Annotated in this window: 16 protein-coding genes; 10 read left to right on the forward strand and 6 right to left on the reverse strand. The window is 44.9% G+C overall.

Annotation, left to right across the window (positions count from 1 at the left end; genetic code table 11):
- Positions 1 to 302: 302 nt before the first annotated feature.
- Positions 303 to 2,270, forward strand: coding sequence for an ATP-binding protein (locus EGI32_RS07315; RefSeq protein ID WP_255154729.1), 1,968 nt, complete (start codon positions 303 to 305; stop codon positions 2,268 to 2,270).
- Positions 2,267 to 2,893, forward strand: a complete 627-nt coding sequence (locus EGI32_RS07320; RefSeq protein WP_255154730.1) for a response regulator transcription factor — start codon at positions 2,267 to 2,269, stop codon at positions 2,891 to 2,893. Before EGI32_RS07315 ends, EGI32_RS07320 begins: the two co-directional genes overlap by 4 nt.
- Positions 2,894 to 2,983: 90 nt before the next feature.
- Here EGI32_RS07320 and EGI32_RS07325 read toward each other — a convergent pair whose 3' ends face one another.
- From EGI32_RS07325 to EGI32_RS07335, 3 genes are all read right to left on the reverse strand, one after another.
- Positions 2,984 to 3,442 carry a hypothetical protein gene (locus tag EGI32_RS07325; RefSeq protein ID WP_255154731.1) on the reverse strand — a complete coding sequence of 153 codons (459 nt, stop codon included), beginning with the start codon at positions 3,440 to 3,442 and terminating at the stop codon, positions 2,984 to 2,986.
- A 137-nt stretch (positions 3,443 to 3,579) separates the two neighbouring features.
- Positions 3,580 to 4,836, reverse strand: coding sequence for a metallophosphoesterase (locus tag EGI32_RS07330; protein WP_255154732.1), 1,257 nt, complete (start codon positions 4,834 to 4,836; stop codon positions 3,580 to 3,582).
- A 208-nt stretch (positions 4,837 to 5,044) separates the two neighbouring features.
- Positions 5,045 to 5,545, reverse strand: coding sequence for an NADPH-dependent FMN reductase (locus EGI32_RS07335; protein ID WP_255154733.1), 501 nt, complete (start codon positions 5,543 to 5,545; stop codon positions 5,045 to 5,047).
- A gap of 269 nt (positions 5,546 to 5,814) precedes the next feature.
- Between EGI32_RS07335 and EGI32_RS07340 the strand changes: the two genes are divergently transcribed.
- From EGI32_RS07340 to EGI32_RS07370, 7 genes are all read left to right on the forward strand, one after another.
- Entirely contained in the window at positions 5,815 to 6,615 is an 801-nt protein-coding gene (locus EGI32_RS07340) for a ParA family protein (protein WP_255154734.1), read from the forward strand.
- 155 nt (positions 6,616 to 6,770) lie between these two features.
- Positions 6,771 to 7,685: a ParB/RepB/Spo0J family partition protein gene (locus EGI32_RS07345; RefSeq protein WP_255154735.1), complete on the forward strand. Its 915-nt coding sequence runs from the start codon at positions 6,771 to 6,773 to the stop codon at positions 7,683 to 7,685.
- The gene (locus tag EGI32_RS07350; protein WP_255154736.1) at positions 7,685 to 8,320 is read left to right on the forward strand and encodes a DUF5683 domain-containing protein; all 636 of its coding nucleotides are present in this window, start codon (positions 7,685 to 7,687) and stop codon (positions 8,318 to 8,320) included. The genes EGI32_RS07345 and EGI32_RS07350 overlap by 1 nt, the downstream gene beginning before the upstream one ends.
- Before the next feature lie 194 nt (positions 8,321 to 8,514).
- Positions 8,515 to 9,234, forward strand: coding sequence for a 4-hydroxy-tetrahydrodipicolinate reductase (dapB, locus tag EGI32_RS07355; RefSeq protein WP_255154737.1), 720 nt, complete (start codon positions 8,515 to 8,517; stop codon positions 9,232 to 9,234).
- A gap of 1 nt (position 9,235) precedes the next feature.
- The gene (locus EGI32_RS07360) at positions 9,236 to 11,152 is read left to right on the forward strand and encodes a tetratricopeptide repeat protein (protein WP_255154738.1); all 1,917 of its coding nucleotides are present in this window, start codon (positions 9,236 to 9,238) and stop codon (positions 11,150 to 11,152) included.
- Between the two features lie 40 nt (positions 11,153 to 11,192).
- Positions 11,193 to 12,998 (forward strand): sensor histidine kinase, encoded by a 1,806-nt coding sequence (locus tag EGI32_RS07365; protein ID WP_255154739.1) that lies wholly within the window; start codon positions 11,193 to 11,195, stop codon positions 12,996 to 12,998.
- 141 nt (positions 12,999 to 13,139) lie between these two features.
- Positions 13,140 to 13,787 (forward strand): response regulator transcription factor, encoded by a 648-nt coding sequence (locus EGI32_RS07370; protein ID WP_255154740.1) that lies wholly within the window; start codon positions 13,140 to 13,142, stop codon positions 13,785 to 13,787.
- A gap of 6 nt (positions 13,788 to 13,793) precedes the next feature.
- Here the strand turns inward: EGI32_RS07370 and EGI32_RS07375 are convergent, their stop codons facing one another.
- The 3 genes from EGI32_RS07375 to EGI32_RS07385 all read right to left on the reverse strand — a co-directional run bounded on the left by EGI32_RS07375 (position 13,794) and on the right by EGI32_RS07385 (position 16,001).
- The gene (locus tag EGI32_RS07375; protein ID WP_255154741.1) at positions 13,794 to 14,300 is read right to left on the reverse strand and encodes a hypothetical protein; all 507 of its coding nucleotides are present in this window, start codon (positions 14,298 to 14,300) and stop codon (positions 13,794 to 13,796) included.
- A 124-nt stretch (positions 14,301 to 14,424) separates the two neighbouring features.
- A complete protein-coding gene (locus EGI32_RS07380) occupies positions 14,425 to 14,937 on the reverse strand; it encodes an outer membrane beta-barrel protein (protein ID WP_255154742.1) in 513 nt (170 codons plus the stop codon).
- A gap of 119 nt (positions 14,938 to 15,056) precedes the next feature.
- Positions 15,057 to 16,001 (reverse strand): NAD-dependent epimerase/dehydratase family protein, encoded by a 945-nt coding sequence (locus tag EGI32_RS07385; protein ID WP_255154743.1) that lies wholly within the window; start codon positions 15,999 to 16,001, stop codon positions 15,057 to 15,059.
- A 392-nt stretch (positions 16,002 to 16,393) separates the two neighbouring features.
- Between EGI32_RS07385 and EGI32_RS07390 the strand changes: the two genes are divergently transcribed.
- On the forward strand, positions 16,394 to 18,613 hold the full coding sequence (locus tag EGI32_RS07390; RefSeq protein ID WP_255154744.1) for a CocE/NonD family hydrolase: 2,220 nt from the start codon (positions 16,394 to 16,396) through the stop codon (positions 18,611 to 18,613).
- The last annotated feature ends 50 nt before the right edge of the window (positions 18,614 to 18,663 follow it).

The raw sequence follows: 18,663 nt of genomic DNA on the forward strand, positions 1-18,663 counted from the left end.
TCAATTTTGGTTTAGCCGCAGTTGTTGAGAAACACTGCGGCTTTTTTTATTGTACCGGAAGGTGGCGGAGACCTGATAGGTAGCGAAGGAATGGATCAAGGCCCCAACCCGCATGATTGAACCGTATCCGGTATCCGGCACCCATCCCACCACATTTCTCCACGATTTTGTACATTTACCTGCCGGTCAGCCAAAAACTACATCGTAAAAACTAAATGCTCCTGGAGAAATCGATCATATCCCCTTTTGCTTTTTGCAAAAAAGCTACCTTCTTACAGCGGGCTTTATTGATACTTATTTTGTTGTTTATCAAAATTTTACCCGGCTATGGCCAGGCCGAAAAGGAAAGCGGGATGGACACTTCCAGCATTCTCAGGCTGATAGAAAAAGCTATGGGGCTTACGGATAAATCCCCCGACCAGGCGCTCCAATACCTCGATGAAGCGCTGAAGAAAAGTGCGAAAACCGGTTTTGATAAAGGTGTTGCATTGGCTTCCATCAAAATGGGAAAATGGTATTTCGGAAGTAACAATGATAAGTCGATACAACTGGCCAGAATCGCACTCGACAAATTTGAAAAAAATACCTGGGGCACGGTGGAACATAAAGCCGAAGCCCATTTGCTGCTGGCGGAATCGTATGATGAAAAGGGCCAGACAGATTCTTCTGCCTATTTTTATTACCTGCTGGGTTCAGAAATGGAAGCCGGCAATATCAACGATCCGGAATTTGCGGTAGCGGTATTTACCAAGCTGACCATTTTTTGGGTAAACCTGGATTATGGTTCTGTTTCCAATAAAGAATACTTAAAAACCATACGGCGCTTTGTAGAAAAGGCGAATGCCGCCGCAAAAAAAATAACAGACCAGGAAGATGGCAGATCGAGCGTTTATTTTATACAAGGTGCCTATTACCATGGTATCCGGCAATTTGACAGCGCCCGTTATTTTTATAAAAGATACATTGATGAACGGGAACGCCTTAAAAAACTGGGCGTTCAGCGAAAGATCTCAACGCTCTTCAATATAGCGGATACTTACCTTCAGCAGGATGAGCCGGATGAAGCGATGAAATATATTTCGGAAATAAAAGAGATCGGCAAAGACCCGGCAAAAACCAAGTACCTCGCTTTTTACATCACTTTCATCGATTTCCTTACTGCCAAAGCCTTGTACCAGCAAAAACAATATGCAGCGGCAATCGCGTTGTTGAGCAGGACACATGAAGAATTAAAAAAAACCGGCAGCCATTTCCGGAACGAGATCGTGGAATCCTATAAGATATCTGCAGATTCTTACGAAGCCATGGGCAATTATAAAAAAGCATTGGAACAAAAAAACATCTACCTGGAACTTTACGATAGCCTGAGCAAAAAAGACAAGATAGATATGATCAGCAGGCTGGAAGTCAGGTATGGCATAGCCGAAAAAGACAAAGAGCTGGCATTGCAAAAACTTACGCTCACAGAAGTAAATAACAGTAACCGCAACAAGAACTTTCTCCTGGCCGGCATTTCCTTATTTGCATTTTTAATAGTGGTCATCTTTGCCTTGTGGCGCAACCGGAACGTAAGTACACAAAAGCTGCAATTGCAAAAGATCGACAACCTTCAGCAAAAGATAAAGATCGAAAGGCTGAATGCCAGTATTGCCGGGGAGCAAAAAGAACGTACGCGTATGGCCCGGGAACTGCACGATGGGATCGGCGGGCTGATATCGGCTGCAAAAATGAATTTCGAACTGGCCAGGAAAAAAATCCCGCAGGAAAGCGCCGGCGATTTTACCGATGGGTTGAAATTACTGGAAGAAGCCGGTATCGAATTGCGGCAGGCAGCTCACAACCTGATACCTGAAACCCTTTTACAGGAAGGACTTTCGGCCGCCGTAGCCGCTTATTGCGAAAGGCTGAGCAGCAAAGGGACCACTACCATCAGCTTCCAGTCTTTTGGGGAACAGCAGCACATCGGCCCATCGTACGACCTTACCATCTACAGGATCATACAGGAGCTGGTACATAATATCATAAAACATGCCCGGGCAAAAACCGCGATGGTGCAACTGAATTTTCACCCGGATAATTCTTTGAGCATTACGGTAGAAGACGACGGCATCGGCATGAAACAGGATGGTGACCATGCGGATGGTATGGGATTAAAAAACATTCACAACCGCGTAAAAGAACTCAACGGCTCCCTTGAAATAAAAAGCGAAACAGGAAAAGGGACCGGGTTTTATTTGGAATTTCAACCGGAAAATTTTGAAACCGCATGATTAACGTTATGATCACCGATGACCAATCCATCATCATAAATGGATTGCAGAAAATACTGGCCGAAAGCCCGGAAATAAATATCACCGGTACGTTTTCCAACGGAGAAGAATTGCTCGAAGGCTTACGGCTGCTCAGGCCCGACGTATTACTGCTGGATATACAAATGCCCGGTAAAACAGGAATAGAACTGGCCGGCATCATTCATAAAAAATACCCGGATGTAAAGATCATCGCACTGACCAACATCGATATTTCTGTCCAGATAAAAAAAATGCTGCAGCAGGGAAGCAAGGGCTACCTGCTTAAAGATGCCCATCCTGAAGTGATCATACAGGCAATAAAAGCGGTGCATGAAGGGGAACAATTCCTGCAGAAAGAAATACAGGACAAGTTGCTGAAAAGCCTTACCGACCAATCGCCGGCCACCGCTATTACCCGCAGGGAAAAAGAAATACTACAGTTGATAGTGGCGGAGTTCACCAACAAAGAAATTGCAGACAAGCTATTTTTAAGCCTCCGGACAATTGAAAATCACCGCAATCACCTGTTGCAGAAATTTAAAGTAAAAAACACGGCAGGGCTTGTGAAGATAGCGATACAGGAAGGGTTGGTAGATAATTGAATAAGGGATATAGATATACTGCTAAAAGCAACTTTTTTCAATCATAAACCCGCATGCACACATTATCCATTAATCATTTATCTATTCTCCTTACTTCTTAAAGTATTCGATGGCGGCCATTACCTCCCCCGGCGTTTTATTCATTGCACCGGTGATATGAAAGTCTGTCTCCAGGATGGCCGTACGCTGTGCATTAATGTATTTTACTGCAAGATAATCCTCCGCGTCATCCCCCTCGCCTACCACTACCAGTTGTGCGGACTGCACCTGTTTCCAGCTAACGGTAATGCCTGAACGAAAAAAAATAATCCCTTTGGAATCGATCTGCAGGATCGGCTTCCGAGTAAGCAATTTATACCCTGTACCCAATGCCAGCAAGCCCGGCAAGGCCAGCAGTGGCCAGAACATATCGCCCAAAAATCCCGGCCCCGGGTAGAAACACAGCAATACCGCGAAGAAAGCCGCTACTACACAAGTGATGAGTAACACCGTAATGGAGTCGCTCACCTGGAAAGTAAAAGGAACAGTTGTTTTATTTTTTGCAGCCATACTATAACAGTTACGGGTAGTGAGTTACGGGTTATGAGGTATGAGTTATGCGATAAGTCCCAACTGCAGCAAAGAAATTTCAACCCCGAAACTCACTATCAATTATTAATTATCAATTATTAATTATCAATTATCAATTATATAAGCTCTATCACCGTGATCTCCGGCAATATTCCCACCCTGCCCGGATATCCGATAAACCCGAATCCGCGGTTAACGTATAATTTCTGTTTCGTCGTTTCGCTTTCGTATAATCCCGCCCACTGTTTGTACATATATTGCACGGGGCTCCATTTGAACCCGGGTATTTCTACGCCAAACTGCATTCCGTGGGTATGCCCGCTGAGCATCAGGTCTACATCTTTGTACTGTGTTTGCACCTGCGCTTCCCAATGGCTGGGATCGTGGCTCATCAATATCTTGAACGGATATTTTTCGGTGCCAGCATGCGCCAGGTCCATGCGCCCGTGTTTGGGGAAACGGGCTTTCGAGCTCCAGTTTTCGATGCCCAGCAAAGCGATCTGCTGCCCGCCTTTTTCCAATACCACATGCTCATTCATGAGCAATCGCCAACCGATGTCGGCATGTACTTTTTTCAGGTTCTCAAGGTTCTGCGCTTTACTGATACCATCCGCAGGCCATTGCACATAATCGCCGTAGTCGTGGTTGCCAAGCGTGGAAAACACGCCCATCGGCGCTTTCAGCCTGCTGAAGATCGCTTTGTAGTCATCCATTTCGGAAGCCTTATCATTTACCAGGTCACCTGTAAAAAGGATGAGGTCCGCTTCCTGCTGCAGGATCATATCCACGCCATGAGAAACGGCTTTGGGATTCATGAAACTACCACTATGGATATCGCTGATGTGTACTATTTTAAACCCTTTGAAAGCATCCGGCAGATGATCAAAAGATAATTGCACCCGCTTCACATTATAATTGTATTTGTTGGAAAACCCGTAGAGCAGGCTTCCGAATAAAGTGCCGCCAGCGGCAATGCCTATCCAGCTCAGGAATACCGAGCGGCTGATGCCTTCATCGCCCATAGTGGCAGTTTCGGTATTGCGGAAGAAAAGTTTTCCGGCCAGCCATTGGATGCCGCGGCGCAGATCATCCACCAGGAAAAAGATCAGTGCTACCAGCTTCGCGAAAAACAGCCCCATGATGGTGGCAAAAAGATACGTGCGTATTTTTTTACCAAGAAAATTTTGCTCGGTATATACAAATAACAGGAAGCCTACGATGGCAAAAGCCGTGATAGCCCAGTAAATAGTATAAATGATGGCTTTTGCCTTGGGTGATGCGGATTGAGTAACACTTCTGACCGCCTGAAAAAAATAAGTATCGAGCAACAGCATGATCGATATGAAAATAACTACGCCAATGGGTGTACGCATGCTTATAAGTTTAAAATGATTTTTGCCTCCGGCAAAAATTAATACGCAACGCAGATTTTTATGATCCTTATGATTTATTATGATCTATTTGCAAAGACCATAAGATCTGGTGAAGCTGATTTTAGGAATTTAATTCTCACATAAAAAAATCATAACAGATCATCATTATCATAAAAATCCGTGTTGCGTTCTCATCCCGCTTGCGGGATCAAAATTCCAAAAACTCTTCCAATTGTGTATCGATCGCACGAAGTGCGGACGCGTCGGCAAAATGATTATCCGCATCCAGCAGTTTGTCCACCAGGCTGATCGGCAGCCTGTTCGGGTGCACCAGCATCTTCATGTGCAGCAAACTTCCTGTAAGATGCTCCATTCCACGCAGGTTGCCGGCACGGCCGGTAGCCACCCCCGTCAGCAGTACTTTTTTGTGCCACCATACTTTTGATACATCCGTATTATCCATCATCAGCTTCAATATCCCGGGGTAAGATCCGTTGTATTCGGGCATCACAATGATGAACTTCCGGGCAGGCTTGAGCAGTTCGTTCTCTGTTTCGATAAACACCTGGTTGCGAACCGTCATATCAATCTCGTCGAGCAAAAGTAGCCGGGCTTCGATATTTTTCTCCAGTAATAACCGTTGATACTCAAGGGAAACTTTCCTGGTGTTGCTGGCTTTCCGGTTGGTTCCGGATATTATTGTAATCATATCAGAATGTAAAATTAATCTGATTGGCGATAGCCTGCCAAACTATTTATGCCTGGAAGTTCCCAATTTTATACCGAATGGTTATTTTTGCCAAGATGTCGCCTTTTGAAGCAGATTTAATGAGATAACAATGAAATTATTCCGTTATTTGTAAATCACCGCTGAGAGGAAATGGAGCAGAAGTTTCGCAGGATACAAAAATATCTGCGTAAACCCTCTTTTCTTTTGTTCTACGCGGTAAAAGGAGATTAAAACGAGGATTCAATATTATGGCAAGAATTATAGGAATTGCAAATCAAAAAGGAGGCGTAGGAAAAACCACGACTGCTATCAACCTGGCAGCGAGTTTTGCCATTTTAGAATACCGGACATTGTTGATAGATGCCGATCCTCAGGCAAACAGCACCACCGGTGTGGGTTTCGACCTCCACAATGTGACCCGCAGCCTGTACGACTGCATGGTGAATGAAACACCGGCAAAGGAAGTCACCCTCAAAACGGAGATCTCCCACCTCGACCTGATCCCTTCGCACATCGACCTGGTGGGCGCCGAAATAGAAATGATCAATTATCCCAACAGGGAAAGTGTACTGAAACGAATCATCGAGCCTATCAGGGACGAATACGACTTCATCGTGATCGATTGCTCCCCTTCCCTCGGGCTTATTACTGTAAATGCATTGGTAGCCGCCGATAGCGTGGTGGTGCCGGTACAAACGGAATTCTTCGCACTGGAAGGGCTGGGCAAATTGCTCAATACGGTGAAGATCGTTCAGAACCGCCTCAATACCGACCTCAAGATCGAAGGCATCCTGATGACAATGTACGACGGAAGGCTCCGCCTCTGCAACCAGGTGGTAAGCGAAGTACGCCGCCACTTTGAAGAAATGGTCTTCAGCAGCATCATCCACCGCAATACCAAGCTGAGTGAGGCGCCGAGTGTAGGTAAACCGGTGATACTATATGATTCCGACAGCAAGGGTGCAGTGAATTATCTGAACCTGGCCAAAGAGATATTACAGAAAAATAACCTTACGAAAATAAATCAGGAAGACAAGGTAATGAGTTAAACAGGCAGATGTGCCACTATGCATATCTGCAAAATAACCAGGTTTTGATACTTCCTTTTAATCATTAACTACTAAAATTAAAGTGCCGTAAAATTTGTAAAAAACTGCCAATACTATTGGCATATTTGCATATTGGCACATTTGCATATTCTATCATGAGCGCTCAAAGTAAAAAAGATGTTTTAGGCAAAGGTATCCGCAGCCTCCTGCAGAATATAGATGCAGACCTCAAAACCACCTCAGGTAACCTGAAGACGGAGATCGTAGAAAAAACTACAGTAAGTCAGCGTATCCCGCTCGATCAGATCGAAGTAAACCCCAACCAGCCCAGGAAGGATTTTGACGAGACGGCATTGAGCGAACTCGCTGCTTCCATCAAGATACATAATATCATACAGCCCCTGACCGTGACGGCCATGAGCAATGGAAAATACAGGCTCATTGCAGGTGAACGCCGCTATCGTGCTTCAAAGATAGCCGGACTGAAAGATGTGCCGGTATACATCCGCGAAACCAGCGACAGCCAGATACTCGAACTTGCGCTGCTGGAAAATTTACAGAGGGAAGACCTGAACGCCATCGAGATCGGTATCAGCTACAAGCGCCTCATGGACGACCTGGAATATACCCAGGAGCAGGTGGCAGAGCGCATGGGCAAAGAGCGCAGCACGGTCACCAACTATATCCGGCTTCTTAAACTTCCACCAGACATACAGGTGGCGGTGCGCAATGGTACCATCAGCATGGGCCATGCGAGGGCATTGATCAATGTGGATGTGGTAGACAAACAATTGTTCATTTTTTCTGAAATAAAAAAGAATGCTTTATCTGTAAGGCAAACGGAAGACCTGGTAAGAAAGATCTACACAGGTTCGGGTACTGTTAAAAGTGCTGTAAAACCTGCACTTCCGGCTGCTTATAAAAAAATAGAAGATAATTTAGCGTCCACGTTTGGCACCAAAGTGAAACTGTCGCACAGCAAAAAAGGCAATGGCAGTATCTTATTCGAATACTATTCACTGGAAGAACTGAACGCTTTATTGGAAAAACTGAACATTAAAGTGAGCTGATGCTTTTGATAAGAACTTTCATAATTTTCTGCATATTTATTTGCACAGCTGCTACTGGTATTGCACAGACAAACAATCCGGCAAAAGTGGCCGATGACGACAGTACCGCCAAAACTTTACCCAAAGACAAAAAGCCGCTGGCCCGCGATTTTCTCTTAAAAACAGATTCCGTAAAGCCATATAGCCCACGGAAAGCCATCGTCCGCTCGGCGATAGTACCGGGCTGGGGACAGATCACCAACAAAAAATACTGGAAAGTGCCACTCGTATACGGCGCACTCGGCACCACCGGCTACCTCTTCTTTCGTAACCTGAAACAATACAAAGAAGCTAAAAACGCCTACATACTTGCTTCCGACACCAGCGAGGCCAATGATATACAGATCCCTGAACCTTATTACAGCGTACGCAAATCACCCGAAAGGATCCGTGCATTTCGTAACTCAGTAAGGCAAAACGTGGATTATTCCGTCTTATTCTTCATTTTCTTCTGGGGGCTCAATGTGGCAGATGCGGCCGTGGATGCACATCTCAAGACATTCGACGTAAGCGATGACCTGTCGTTCCGCATTAAAGCAGGTTATAGCCCACTTGCCAAAACCAATGGGATAAGTTTAATATTGGCGATAAAGTAATGGAAAACTGTTTAATGGATAATGGATAATGGATAATGCTTTCTCCCCGAACTTTCTCCCATCAACCTTCAACCTTCAACTTTCAACCTTCAACCTTCAACTTTCAACTTTCAACTATCCTAAGTATATTTATTGCCCGATAAATACCCCGTACAGGGTACGGGACAAACCATCATACACATTACATTTGAATTATGAAGATAGCACTCATCGGTTATGGCAAAATGGGCAAAGCCATTGAAGCGATCGCCTTGCAGAAAGGGCATACCATCGGGCTGAAAATTGACGCCGATAACCAGGATGCGCTCACAAAGGAAAACCTGCAGCAGCAGGATGTGGCCATCGAATTTACCAACCCCAACAGCGCCGTGAAGAATATCATGGCCTGCATCGACGCCGGCATCCCCATCGTAAGTGGCAGCACCGGCTGGCTGGATAAATGGGAAAAAGTGAAAAATTACTGTACCGAAAAACACGGCACATTGTTATACGCCAGCAATTTCAGCATCGGCGTAAATATTTTTTTTGAAATAAATAAAAGGCTTGCTTCGCTGATGGCACAGCACAACGAATACGATGTGGCCATAGAGGAGATCCATCATACCGAAAAGAAAGATGCCCCAAGCGGCACCGCCATTACCATCGCGGAGCAGATCTTGTTGCACAACCTCCACAAGACAACCTGGGTAAATGAAGCGGCAACAAACGCCGATCAGCTCTCGATCATCAGCAAACGCATCGATCCTGCACCGGGCACCCATCATGTAAAATACAGTTCGCCGATAGACGATATCGAGATCATACATACTGCTCACAACCGCAGCGGCTTTGCCATGGGAGCGGTGATGGCAGCCACATATATAAAAGATAAAAAAGGCATATTCACGATGCAGGATGTACTGGACATCAGTTAAAATGAAATTTACCAAACTGACCATATTATTTCTTCTGCTGCTTTCTTTTGGGGGCTTTGCCCAAAATAAGGAAACGGAAACGCTTTACAGGCAATACGCCGCGGCTACTTCCTCCAAACAAAAAACAGATCTTGGAAACCGCCTTTCGTGGACGATTCGCTCCAGCGACCCGGATAGTGCTCTCGATCTCGCCATATCTGCATTGCAACTCGCCGAAAAAGAAAATTACGAATATGGCGAAGCACAAGCACACCTCTGCATCAATCTTGCCCATGCCGTAAAATCAAATTATGAGATCGGCCTGGAACATATCGATAAGGCCCAGGCGATCAGTGAAAAACTGAAGAACGATTCTTTGCTCGCTGCGTGCAACCTTAACTATGCCGGTTATTATTACAATAAAAGCAATTACAGCAAATCGATTGAAAAATCGCTGGCTGCTGTAAAGATCTTTGAAAAACTGAATGACCAGCTGGGTGTTATGAGAAGCAAACTGCTGATGGCGCAGGTATACCAACTGAAAGATGACCTGCCGCGGGCCGAAGCTGTACTGAAAGAAATTTCTTCCGTGCCGGTAAACGATGTAAAAATAAAAGTGACCATACTGCACACACTTGCCAACATTTATGGTATGGAAGAAAAATATGAAGAGGCGCTGGCGCTGGACAACGAAGGCATTCTTTTGTGCGACAAAGAAAATTCGCCTTACCTCAAATCGCCTTTGTACGACAATATGGCCAACTGTTATATGTACAGCGGCAAATTTGATCTTGCAAAAAAATATTTTCACGAAAGCCTCTTGCTGGATTCTACTTTTTCCAACCAGAAACAAATGGCCGATACTTATCTCAATCTCGGGCAGCTATCGCTGATGCAGAAAAAATATACCGAAGCTATCGGCAACCTGCAGCACTCTATTTCTCTGTCGAAATTGAAAGGATACAAACAAGGCATTTACCAGGCTTATCTTTTGCTCACCGAAGTATACCGTAAAAACAACCAGTCGGATAGTGCAATAGTAGCATTGAAGACCGCTTACAAGTACAAGGACAGCATGATCAATGCCAGTACGGAAAACAAGATCGCGGAGCTTGAAACCGTATACCAGACGGAGAAAAAAGAATCTCAGTTGAAATTGCAACAGGCGGCCATCACCAAGAAAAATTATTTCATCGTGGCATTGGTGATTGCATTGGCGCTGCTGACTTCCATCGGTTTTTTCTTTTACCGCAAACGGCAATTCACTGACAGGATGCATGTACAGCAGGAAGTGATGAAACAGCAGGATATATCTACCAAAGCTATCATTGAAGCGGAAGAGAACGAACGGAAACGCATCGCCGCAGAATTACACGATGGTGTAGGCCAATTGATGAGCGCTGCAAAAATGAACCTGTCTGTTTTTGAACACGAGCTTACATTCAGCGATGAAAACCAGAAAAAAGCATTTGAAAATGTGATCAATCTTGTAGATGAAAGCTGCAGGGAAATACGCAGTGTGAGCCACCAGATGATGCCCAACGGCTTGCTGAAAAGCGGGCTGGCAAGTGCTGTGAAAGAATTCATCGACAAGATCGATTCGCGTGTGATGAAAGTGACGCTCTATACCGAAGGCCTGGGCGAACGCATTGAAGCCAATACCGAAACGGTTTTGTACAGGGTGATACAGGAATGTGTGAACAACGTTTTGAAACATTCGGGTGCCAATCATCTCGACATTTCCCTCATCAAAGAGGCCGATGGAATTGTAGCTACGATTGAAGATAACGGCCATGGATTTGATCTTGCCGACAAAGATAATTTTGAAGGGATCGGATTGAAGAATATCATTTCCAGGATCACTTACCTCAAAGGCACGCTCGACTTCGACAGCAAACCCGGCAAAGGCACTGTGATAGCCATTCATGTACCGGGATAAAGATGGATGGCATCGGTAATAATTGCTCATCAATAACCACATGCAAAAAAAAGTTTTCTTATTGCTCCTGATCCTGCACAGCCTGCTGTGCACACTGTATGCGCAATCGAAAACCGACAGCCTGCTGCAGGTGATCGCCACTACAAAAGATGATACGCAAAAGATATCCGCGTTAAGGTCGCTCACCGATTTTTATTCCACCAAAGATTTTGACAAAGCCGTAGCATTTGCCAACCAGGGCATCGCACTCAGCACGGCCAAAAAAGACCTCTCCGCCGCCGGCACATTCACCAGCCTCAAGGGGCTCTCTTTTTATTTTAAAGGAAACTATGATAGTGCTGCCATCTTTTATGCCGAAGCATTACAACTGATGGCCACCGCGAAAGACAACAAAGGCAGGGCTTCTGTACTCAATTACACCGGCAGGCTTTACCGCAAGCTGAAAGATTATGATAAATCGCTCGCTATGTACGACGAAGCGTTTTCCATTTATCAATCGCTGAATGATGAGGATGGTATGGCTACCATCTACAACGAATCGGGAGTGGTATTTGAATACAAAGGAGATTTTGAAGAAGCTATCAGCCGGTATAAAAACTCTTTGCAGATAAGAGAAAAAATGAACGACCAGTTAGGCAGATCGTACAGCCTTTCTTTTATCGGCGCCATTTATGCGCAGCAAAAAAAATATGCCGAAGCGGAAAAATACCTGAACGATGCTTTACTGATCCGCAAAAGCCTCAACGATCCTTTTGCGCTTGCGCTTAGTGTTACCGACCTTGCTGACATGTATCTTGCAATGAAGGATTTCCCCAGGGCTGTAGCATACTATGATTCCAGCAATGAAATGGCAACGAGGTTGAAATACCCGCAGTTACTGTCTGAGAACTACCTGAAATTGTCACGGTTATACGAAAGCAAAAACGATGCGGTGCAGTCGCTCAATTATTATAAAAAACATGCAGCGCTGAAAGACTCCTTGATGTCGGTAGAAAAAGTTGCGCAGGTAGAAGAATTGAATACTAAATACGAAACCGGCAAAAAAGAACAGCAGCTTGCCTTGCAGCAGGCGGCGCTGCAAAAAAAGAATTACCTGCTTGCCGGAAGTTGCATCCTGTTTTTATTGTTGCTGATAGCGGGGGTGAATATCTATCGCAAAAATCAGGCACGGGCTAAGTTACAGTTGCAGCAGGAAGTGATGAAGCAACAGGACATGGCCACCAAAGCCATATTGGAAGCCGAAGAGAATGAACGCAAACGGATCGCCGCCGATCTCCACGATGGCGTTGGTCAGCTGATGAGTGCGGCGAGGATGAACCTTTCGGTGTTTGAACACGATCTTCCGTTTGTGAATGAAGAACAGCGGTTATCTTTCGAAAACGTACTCACCCTGGTAGACGACAGTTGCCGGGAGATCAGGAACGTGAGCCACCAGATGATGCCGAATGCCTTGCTGAAAAGCGGGCTGGGCAATGCGGTGAAAGACTTCCTCGCGAAAATAGATACGCGGATCATCAAAGTGACGTTGCATACGGAAGGATTGAACGACCCGATCGATAAAAGCACCGAAACCGTGCTGTACCGGGTGATACAGGAATGCGTGAACAATGTATTGAAACACTCCGGCGCCAATCACCTGGATATCTCCCTGATCAAAGACAAGGATGGCATTGCCGTAACCGTGGAAGATAATGGCAGAGGTTTCGACACGTCCAATACCGATGGATCCGATGGATCGGGCCTGAAAAATATCGTATCCCGGATATCCTACCTCAAAGGCACAGTCGACTTCGACAGTGCTCCCGGAAAAGGCACATTGATAGCCATTCACGTACCATTCAGCTAAATTTATTAAACAGATATTAGCGAATTACCCGAATTACATTATTTTCACTTACAATTTTATACGGAAGCATTAGCGATCGATCCCGGACATCTCCGCCAATTCGTGTAATTCGTGTAATTCGATTAATTCGTGTAATAAAGAATGAAGAAAGAAAAAATTTCGCTGGCTATCGTTGACGATCACCAGATCGTTATCGATGGTATCAAATCATTGCTGTATGGCCACCCGGCTTTCGCGGTGGAGATAGAATGTACGCAACCCGAAAAAATGGTGGAGTTGCTGGCAGATCAGCCTGTAGACATATTGCTCACGGATATCATGATGCCGGTGATGAACGGCGCCGACCTGGCAAAAGCCGTACACAAACATTTCCCGGAAATAAAAATACTGGCGCTTTCGATGAGCGGGCAGGGCGACCTGGTGAACCAGATGATCGACGACAGCGATATATCCGGTTATGTGTTGAAAAATATCGGCAAGCAGGAATTGCTGAAAGCCCTGGAAAAGATCTCCGGTGGCGGTGTTTATTTCAGCCAGGAAGTGCTGGATGAAATGATCAAAGCCAGCGAAAAAAAGAAGAACGGAGAAGAAGTGCACCTGACGTTAAGGGAGATAGAGATCATCCGTTTGATTGAAAAAGAATACAGCAACAAACAGATCGCCGATTCACTCTTCATCAGCGAACGAACGGTGGAAACACATCGTAAGAATATTTTCAGAAAAACAAAAACCGCGAGCCTGATCGGGCTGATCAAATATGCGTACGAAAATCACCTGATCGAAAAATAAAATACCTCAATCGTTGTTGAAGAAATAGCCTGCCCTGAATGCTACCATTCCAATCGTTCCGTTTTTACTGTAGCCATCATAGGCTACTCCAAGATCAAGTTGTTTGGCCACCATATAACCGCCGCCAACTGTGTAAGCCAGTGCCGTAGCGCCATCTATGCCTTTTACTTTTAAAAAGCCAACCCCCGTTTTTGCGGCTATGTAAAATTTTGGCGTAGCAAAAAATCTTGCTCCCACCCTTACCGGGACGATCGTGTAATTTTTAATGCCGTTTCTTCTGCCGAAGAGATTGGTAAAACCTGCATCACCTGTGATGGCAAAATCGTGTGTGATGCCATATTGCATCAGCAGATCAACCCCGGCGCCAACAGACCACAGGGGAAGGTTGCTTGAAGGCACGGCCAGCGTGGCCCCTCCGGAGAATTTGAAGCCCAAAGCATCGCCATGTTTTTTTTGGGCCTCTGCATGATTATATAAAAACAAGAGGATAAAAAAAGGAATGATTTTCTTCACAACAGAAAGATTGTTTGTTTAAAGCTAAAAGAAAACAATTGTAATTACGAACTATTGCAGAAAATTTTAAGCACAAAAAAACTCCGCAATTCTTGCGGAGTTTTTTTTATAGAAGCTAAATGAATTATTTACCCTGGCCGAAAGTATAACCGAGACGGAGGCCAACTGTACTGTTAGTGCCACCTTTGTAGCTATAACCTGTGTACTTCAACAAAAGGTCAAGGTTTGGTGTGAATTTGTAACCAACTCCAGGAGCATATGCGAATGCAGTTTTAGAGCCGGATTTAGTTCCGAAACCAGCACCTAACTGAGCCGATGCGTACACTTTAGATGCACCGAAATTGTATTCAATACCTGCCAATACCGGGATCATGTCAAAATTAGCATATTTGAGGTTGGTGTTTGGGATGTCTTTTCCGCTAAAAGAAATATAACCTGCAGACAAAGTCAAATCCAGGGTAGCATCAAGTGAGTAATTTGCTTTTACCGAACCACCGAAACCGATTTTGTATGCATCGTTAAAATCACCTATTGGCAATTGTCCATCAACACCGATACCAAATTTAAGATTGCTCTGAGCACTAGCTCCAAGGGAAGCGATCGCAATAACAGCGAAGCTTAAGATTAATTTTTTCATTTTTTTCAATTTTGGTTTATAAATGGGGCGCAAGTTAAGAATAAATCTAAAAACATTGCACATTCATTATTACAAAGGGAAAAAAACAATGCTGATTATACAATACCCAATATAGGGTATTAAGGTTTCAGGTTGAGCAACATGTCCTTTGTCATGCTCTCCAGGCCGTACTCTTCTTTCCAGCCCCAATCGGCCCGTGCCACGCTGTCATCAATGCTTTGCGGCCAGCTATCGGCGATCGCCTGGCGATAATCCGGCCGGTAACTGATCTCAAATTCCGGGATCGATTTTTTGATCTCAGCAGCTATTTCTTTAGGAGAAAAGCTCATCCCCGAAATATTATAAGCGGTACGAACGGATATTTTATCGGCAGGCGCTTCCATCAGTTCAATGGTCGCTTTGATGGCATCCGGCATATACATCATAGGTAAATAGGTGTCTTCGGCAAGAAAACACTCATATTTTTTCTCCTCCAAAGCTTCATGAAAGATCTCCACGGCATAGTCAGTAGTACCGCCGCCCGGGGCGCTTTTATAACTGATCAACCCCGGGTAACGCAGGCTGCGTACATCTACCCCAAACCTTTTATTGTAATAATTACACCAGAATTCCCCGGCATATTTACTGATGCCATATACCGTGATCGGCTCAATGATGGTTTGCTGCGGACAATTCTCTTTAGGTGAGGTAGGCCCGAAAACCGCGATGGAACTCGGCCAGTATACTTTATGCAGGTGTTCTTCGCGGGCAATGTCGAGCACATTCAGCAAGCCCTGCATATTGAGGTTCCAGGCAAGGTTGGGATTTTTTTCGCCGGTGGCGGAAAGTATCGCCGCCAGCAGGTATATCTGCGTGATGCCCTGGCGTATCACCTGCACATGCAGCATTTCCTTGTTCATCACATCCATGCTCACATAGGGGCCGGTGCCTTCCAGCAAAGGGTTTTGCTCCCGCAGATCGGAAGCGATCACATTGGCGTTGCCATAGATCTTGCGAAGCGCCATCGTAAGTTCCACACCTATCTGGCCGGATGCGCCTATAACGAGGATCTTTTCTTTTACCATAGAATACAAATTTTTTGATTACACGAATTTGAGCGAATTACATGAATTACACGAATTATTTTTACAAAGGCCATTGCAAAATCGACAGGCCGGGAAGACGCGAAGAAGAAAAAAATCTCTTCCCGTCTTCCCCGCAAATCAATAAGAATACCCCATTTAGGTTACATCCATTAATTTTCTTATTTGTTAGCTTTACGCACCATCATTCATTCATAAAAAAACATCATGAAAAAAATCAGTTTCCTGTTCCTGTTTTTTTCTTTTTCAATGGGATCGTATCCGCACAAACCAAACCGGAATTATCTCCCGACTTTTTTGACCAATTTTCTTACACCTTACCCACCGGGTTCAATATCGGGGATTCTGTACAGCTGGCTGCGGAAATCCAAAAGATGGCTTCAAAACTCGATGAGTTACAGGTGGAAGCCACCAAAAATTACACAATATCAGATCCCACCAGCCTTTACTATTTTTTAAATGATTATGTAGCCATCAACACTTTCCTGGGCAGAAATAATAAAGCCATTGAAAACATCACCGAACTCCGAAAGATCAGGCCTACTCCCGCTTACAGGCTACCCGCCAAGTTGCAGATACTCGCCTGGAACCGGGCCATGTCCGTTCACAAGGACGACGGTTCCGATGGATTCAGGGATGCTTTGTCAAAGTCGCTGAGGGATGAATTTAACCAGGCAGATGCTGATTTCCGCAACGACATTGTGAACCAGCAGAAAGGAGATTATACGTCTTCCATTACAGAGCTTTATTTTGATGACATGAAAAAGATCATCGAACAGGCGCAGCAACGATCCGGCAACAAATTAGACCAGGGCGGCGCTATGATGCTGCTGAATCTTTACCTGGAATATATGCTCCGCAAAAAATATCAACCATTGGTTGAAAGTGTTCTTTTTGGCATTTCGCCTGCCAGGGTGAATGAAATAAATGTAAAGATCCCGATGCGGGATGGCATAAAGTTAAACGCATACGTTTATCGCAATGTGGCCGATACGTCCGGCCAGCCGGCAGTGATCTCCCTCAGCCCTTATCCATCCGGCGGTGAGGCATTGAAAGGAAATGTGTTTGCCACAAACGGGTATATATATGTATACGTGGATACACGCGGCCGACGTGAAAGCGAAGGCGATTATATGCCTTATGAAGATGATGCCCGTGATTATTATGACATCATCGATTGGGTGAGCAAACAATCCTGGTGCAATGGCCAGGTAGCCACTTCAGGCGGCTCCTATCTTGGCTTTGATCAATGGCAGGCAATCCGTAAAAAGTATAAACATCCGGCATTGAAAGCGATCAACCCGATGGTATCGGTAGGGTTCGGGGTGGATTTCCCAAGAAATGCCGGGCAGTTTTATCCATATATCCTGCAATGGGCCAATTTTGTAAGCGGGAAAGAATTGAATGAAGCCGTTTTTTATGACAGAAAATTCTGGAACGAAAAAAATTATGCGTTGTATAAGAACAGGATACCTTTTGTGAAACTGGATTCTGTTGCCGGTCTGCCAAATGCATTCTTTCAAAAATGGGTAAGCCATCCCGACTTTGATCATTACTGGCAGGATATTTTGCCCAACAAAGAAGATTATGCATCGATTGATATTCCCGTATTTTCCATCACCGGGTATTATGATGCGGACCAGTCAGGCGCTATGTACTATTACAATCAACACCAGCGTTATGGCAATGCCACTGCGCTTAACGACCATTATTTATTGATCGGCCCTTACGAACATGGCGCTGCGCAATGGCAGCCCAATGCCACCCAATCGGGCATGCAGCTCGAAAAGGAAGCCCAGGTACCGATCTACAAATATGTTATCTGGTGGTTCGACTGGAAACTGAAAGGCCGGCAAAAACCCGCGTTCATCAAAGACAAGATCACCTATTTTGAAACCGGCAGCAATACCTGGAAGGGAACATCATCCTTTAAAAACCTGACCACCGATTCATTAGAGCTGTACCTCACGCCCGCTCCCGTCATCAATAAAAAAAGAAAAGAGCTCTTCAGCCTTTCGCTTCAAAAGCCATCCGGAACTGCTTCTATGAAGTATACCCATGATATTTCCATGGCGATAGATTCGGCATTTGTTTTTGCGCAGCCAAAACCATTCGACGATTCGCTCTATATGGCATCTCCTTACAATATGGTTTTTGAAAGTGCACCGCTCAACAAGGACATCATCATCAGTGATAAGATACTCGCGAGAATTTATGCTACACTCAACGTTCCCGATGCAGATTTTGAAATCTCCATACAGGAAATAACTCCCGACGGAAAAGATAAAAACCTGGCTTTTGGAAATGTGCGGGCACGCTACCGCAATGGCGAAGAAAAAGGCCAGCTGGTGAAACCGGGTGAAGTGACAGAGCTGAACTTTCACAATATTTACATCTACATCAAACGGATCAGCAAGGGCAGTAAGTTGCGGTTACAATTCCAAAGCACCAATACGCCCTATGCCGAAAAGAATTACGGCTTCGGTGGCGTAGTTAGCCACGAAAGTACCACACAACCCAGGATCATTGAGGCAAGCATCTTAACGGGGAAAAAGCATTCAAGTAAAATAGTAATACCGGTAACGGATAAATAATGTTTATTACACTGCTTGCCCCAACAAGCGGGGAATTAAAGCGAATTACA

This window comes from Ferruginibacter sp. HRS2-29, from assembly GCF_024343615.1.
Taxonomy (GTDB): domain Bacteria; phylum Bacteroidota; class Bacteroidia; order Chitinophagales; family Chitinophagaceae; genus Ferruginibacter.

Excerpts from the sequence above, each read along its gene's own strand:
- dapB (WP_255154737.1), top strand. The coding sequence starts at position 8,515 with ATGAAGATAGCACTCATCGGTTATGGCAAAATGGGCAAAGCCATTGAA.
- EGI32_RS07390 (WP_255154744.1), top strand. The coding sequence starts at position 16,394 with ATGGCTTCAAAACTCGATGAGTTACAGGTGGAAGCCACCAAAAATTAC.
- EGI32_RS07380 (WP_255154742.1), bottom strand. The coding sequence starts at position 14,937 with ATGAAAAAATTAATCTTAAGCTTCGCTGTTATTGCGATCGCTTCCCTT.
- EGI32_RS07345 (WP_255154735.1), top strand. The coding sequence starts at position 6,771 with ATGAGCGCTCAAAGTAAAAAAGATGTTTTAGGCAAAGGTATCCGCAGC.
- EGI32_RS07340 (WP_255154734.1), top strand. The coding sequence starts at position 5,815 with ATGGCAAGAATTATAGGAATTGCAAATCAAAAAGGAGGCGTAGGAAAA.
- EGI32_RS07360 (WP_255154738.1), top strand. The coding sequence starts at position 9,236 with ATGAAATTTACCAAACTGACCATATTATTTCTTCTGCTGCTTTCTTTT.
- EGI32_RS07330 (WP_255154732.1), bottom strand. The coding sequence starts at position 4,836 with ATGCGTACACCCATTGGCGTAGTTATTTTCATATCGATCATGCTGTTG.
- EGI32_RS07385 (WP_255154743.1), bottom strand. The coding sequence starts at position 16,001 with ATGGTAAAAGAAAAGATCCTCGTTATAGGCGCATCCGGCCAGATAGGT.
- EGI32_RS07325 (WP_255154731.1), bottom strand. The coding sequence starts at position 3,442 with ATGGCTGCAAAAAATAAAACAACTGTTCCTTTTACTTTCCAGGTGAGC.
- EGI32_RS07350 (WP_255154736.1), top strand. The coding sequence starts at position 7,685 with ATGCTTTTGATAAGAACTTTCATAATTTTCTGCATATTTATTTGCACA.
- EGI32_RS07370 (WP_255154740.1), top strand. The coding sequence starts at position 13,140 with ATGAAGAAAGAAAAAATTTCGCTGGCTATCGTTGACGATCACCAGATC.
- EGI32_RS07320 (WP_255154730.1), top strand. The coding sequence starts at position 2,267 with ATGATTAACGTTATGATCACCGATGACCAATCCATCATCATAAATGGA.
- EGI32_RS07335 (WP_255154733.1), bottom strand. The coding sequence starts at position 5,545 with ATGATTACAATAATATCCGGAACCAACCGGAAAGCCAGCAACACCAGG.
- EGI32_RS07365 (WP_255154739.1), top strand. The coding sequence starts at position 11,193 with ATGCAAAAAAAAGTTTTCTTATTGCTCCTGATCCTGCACAGCCTGCTG.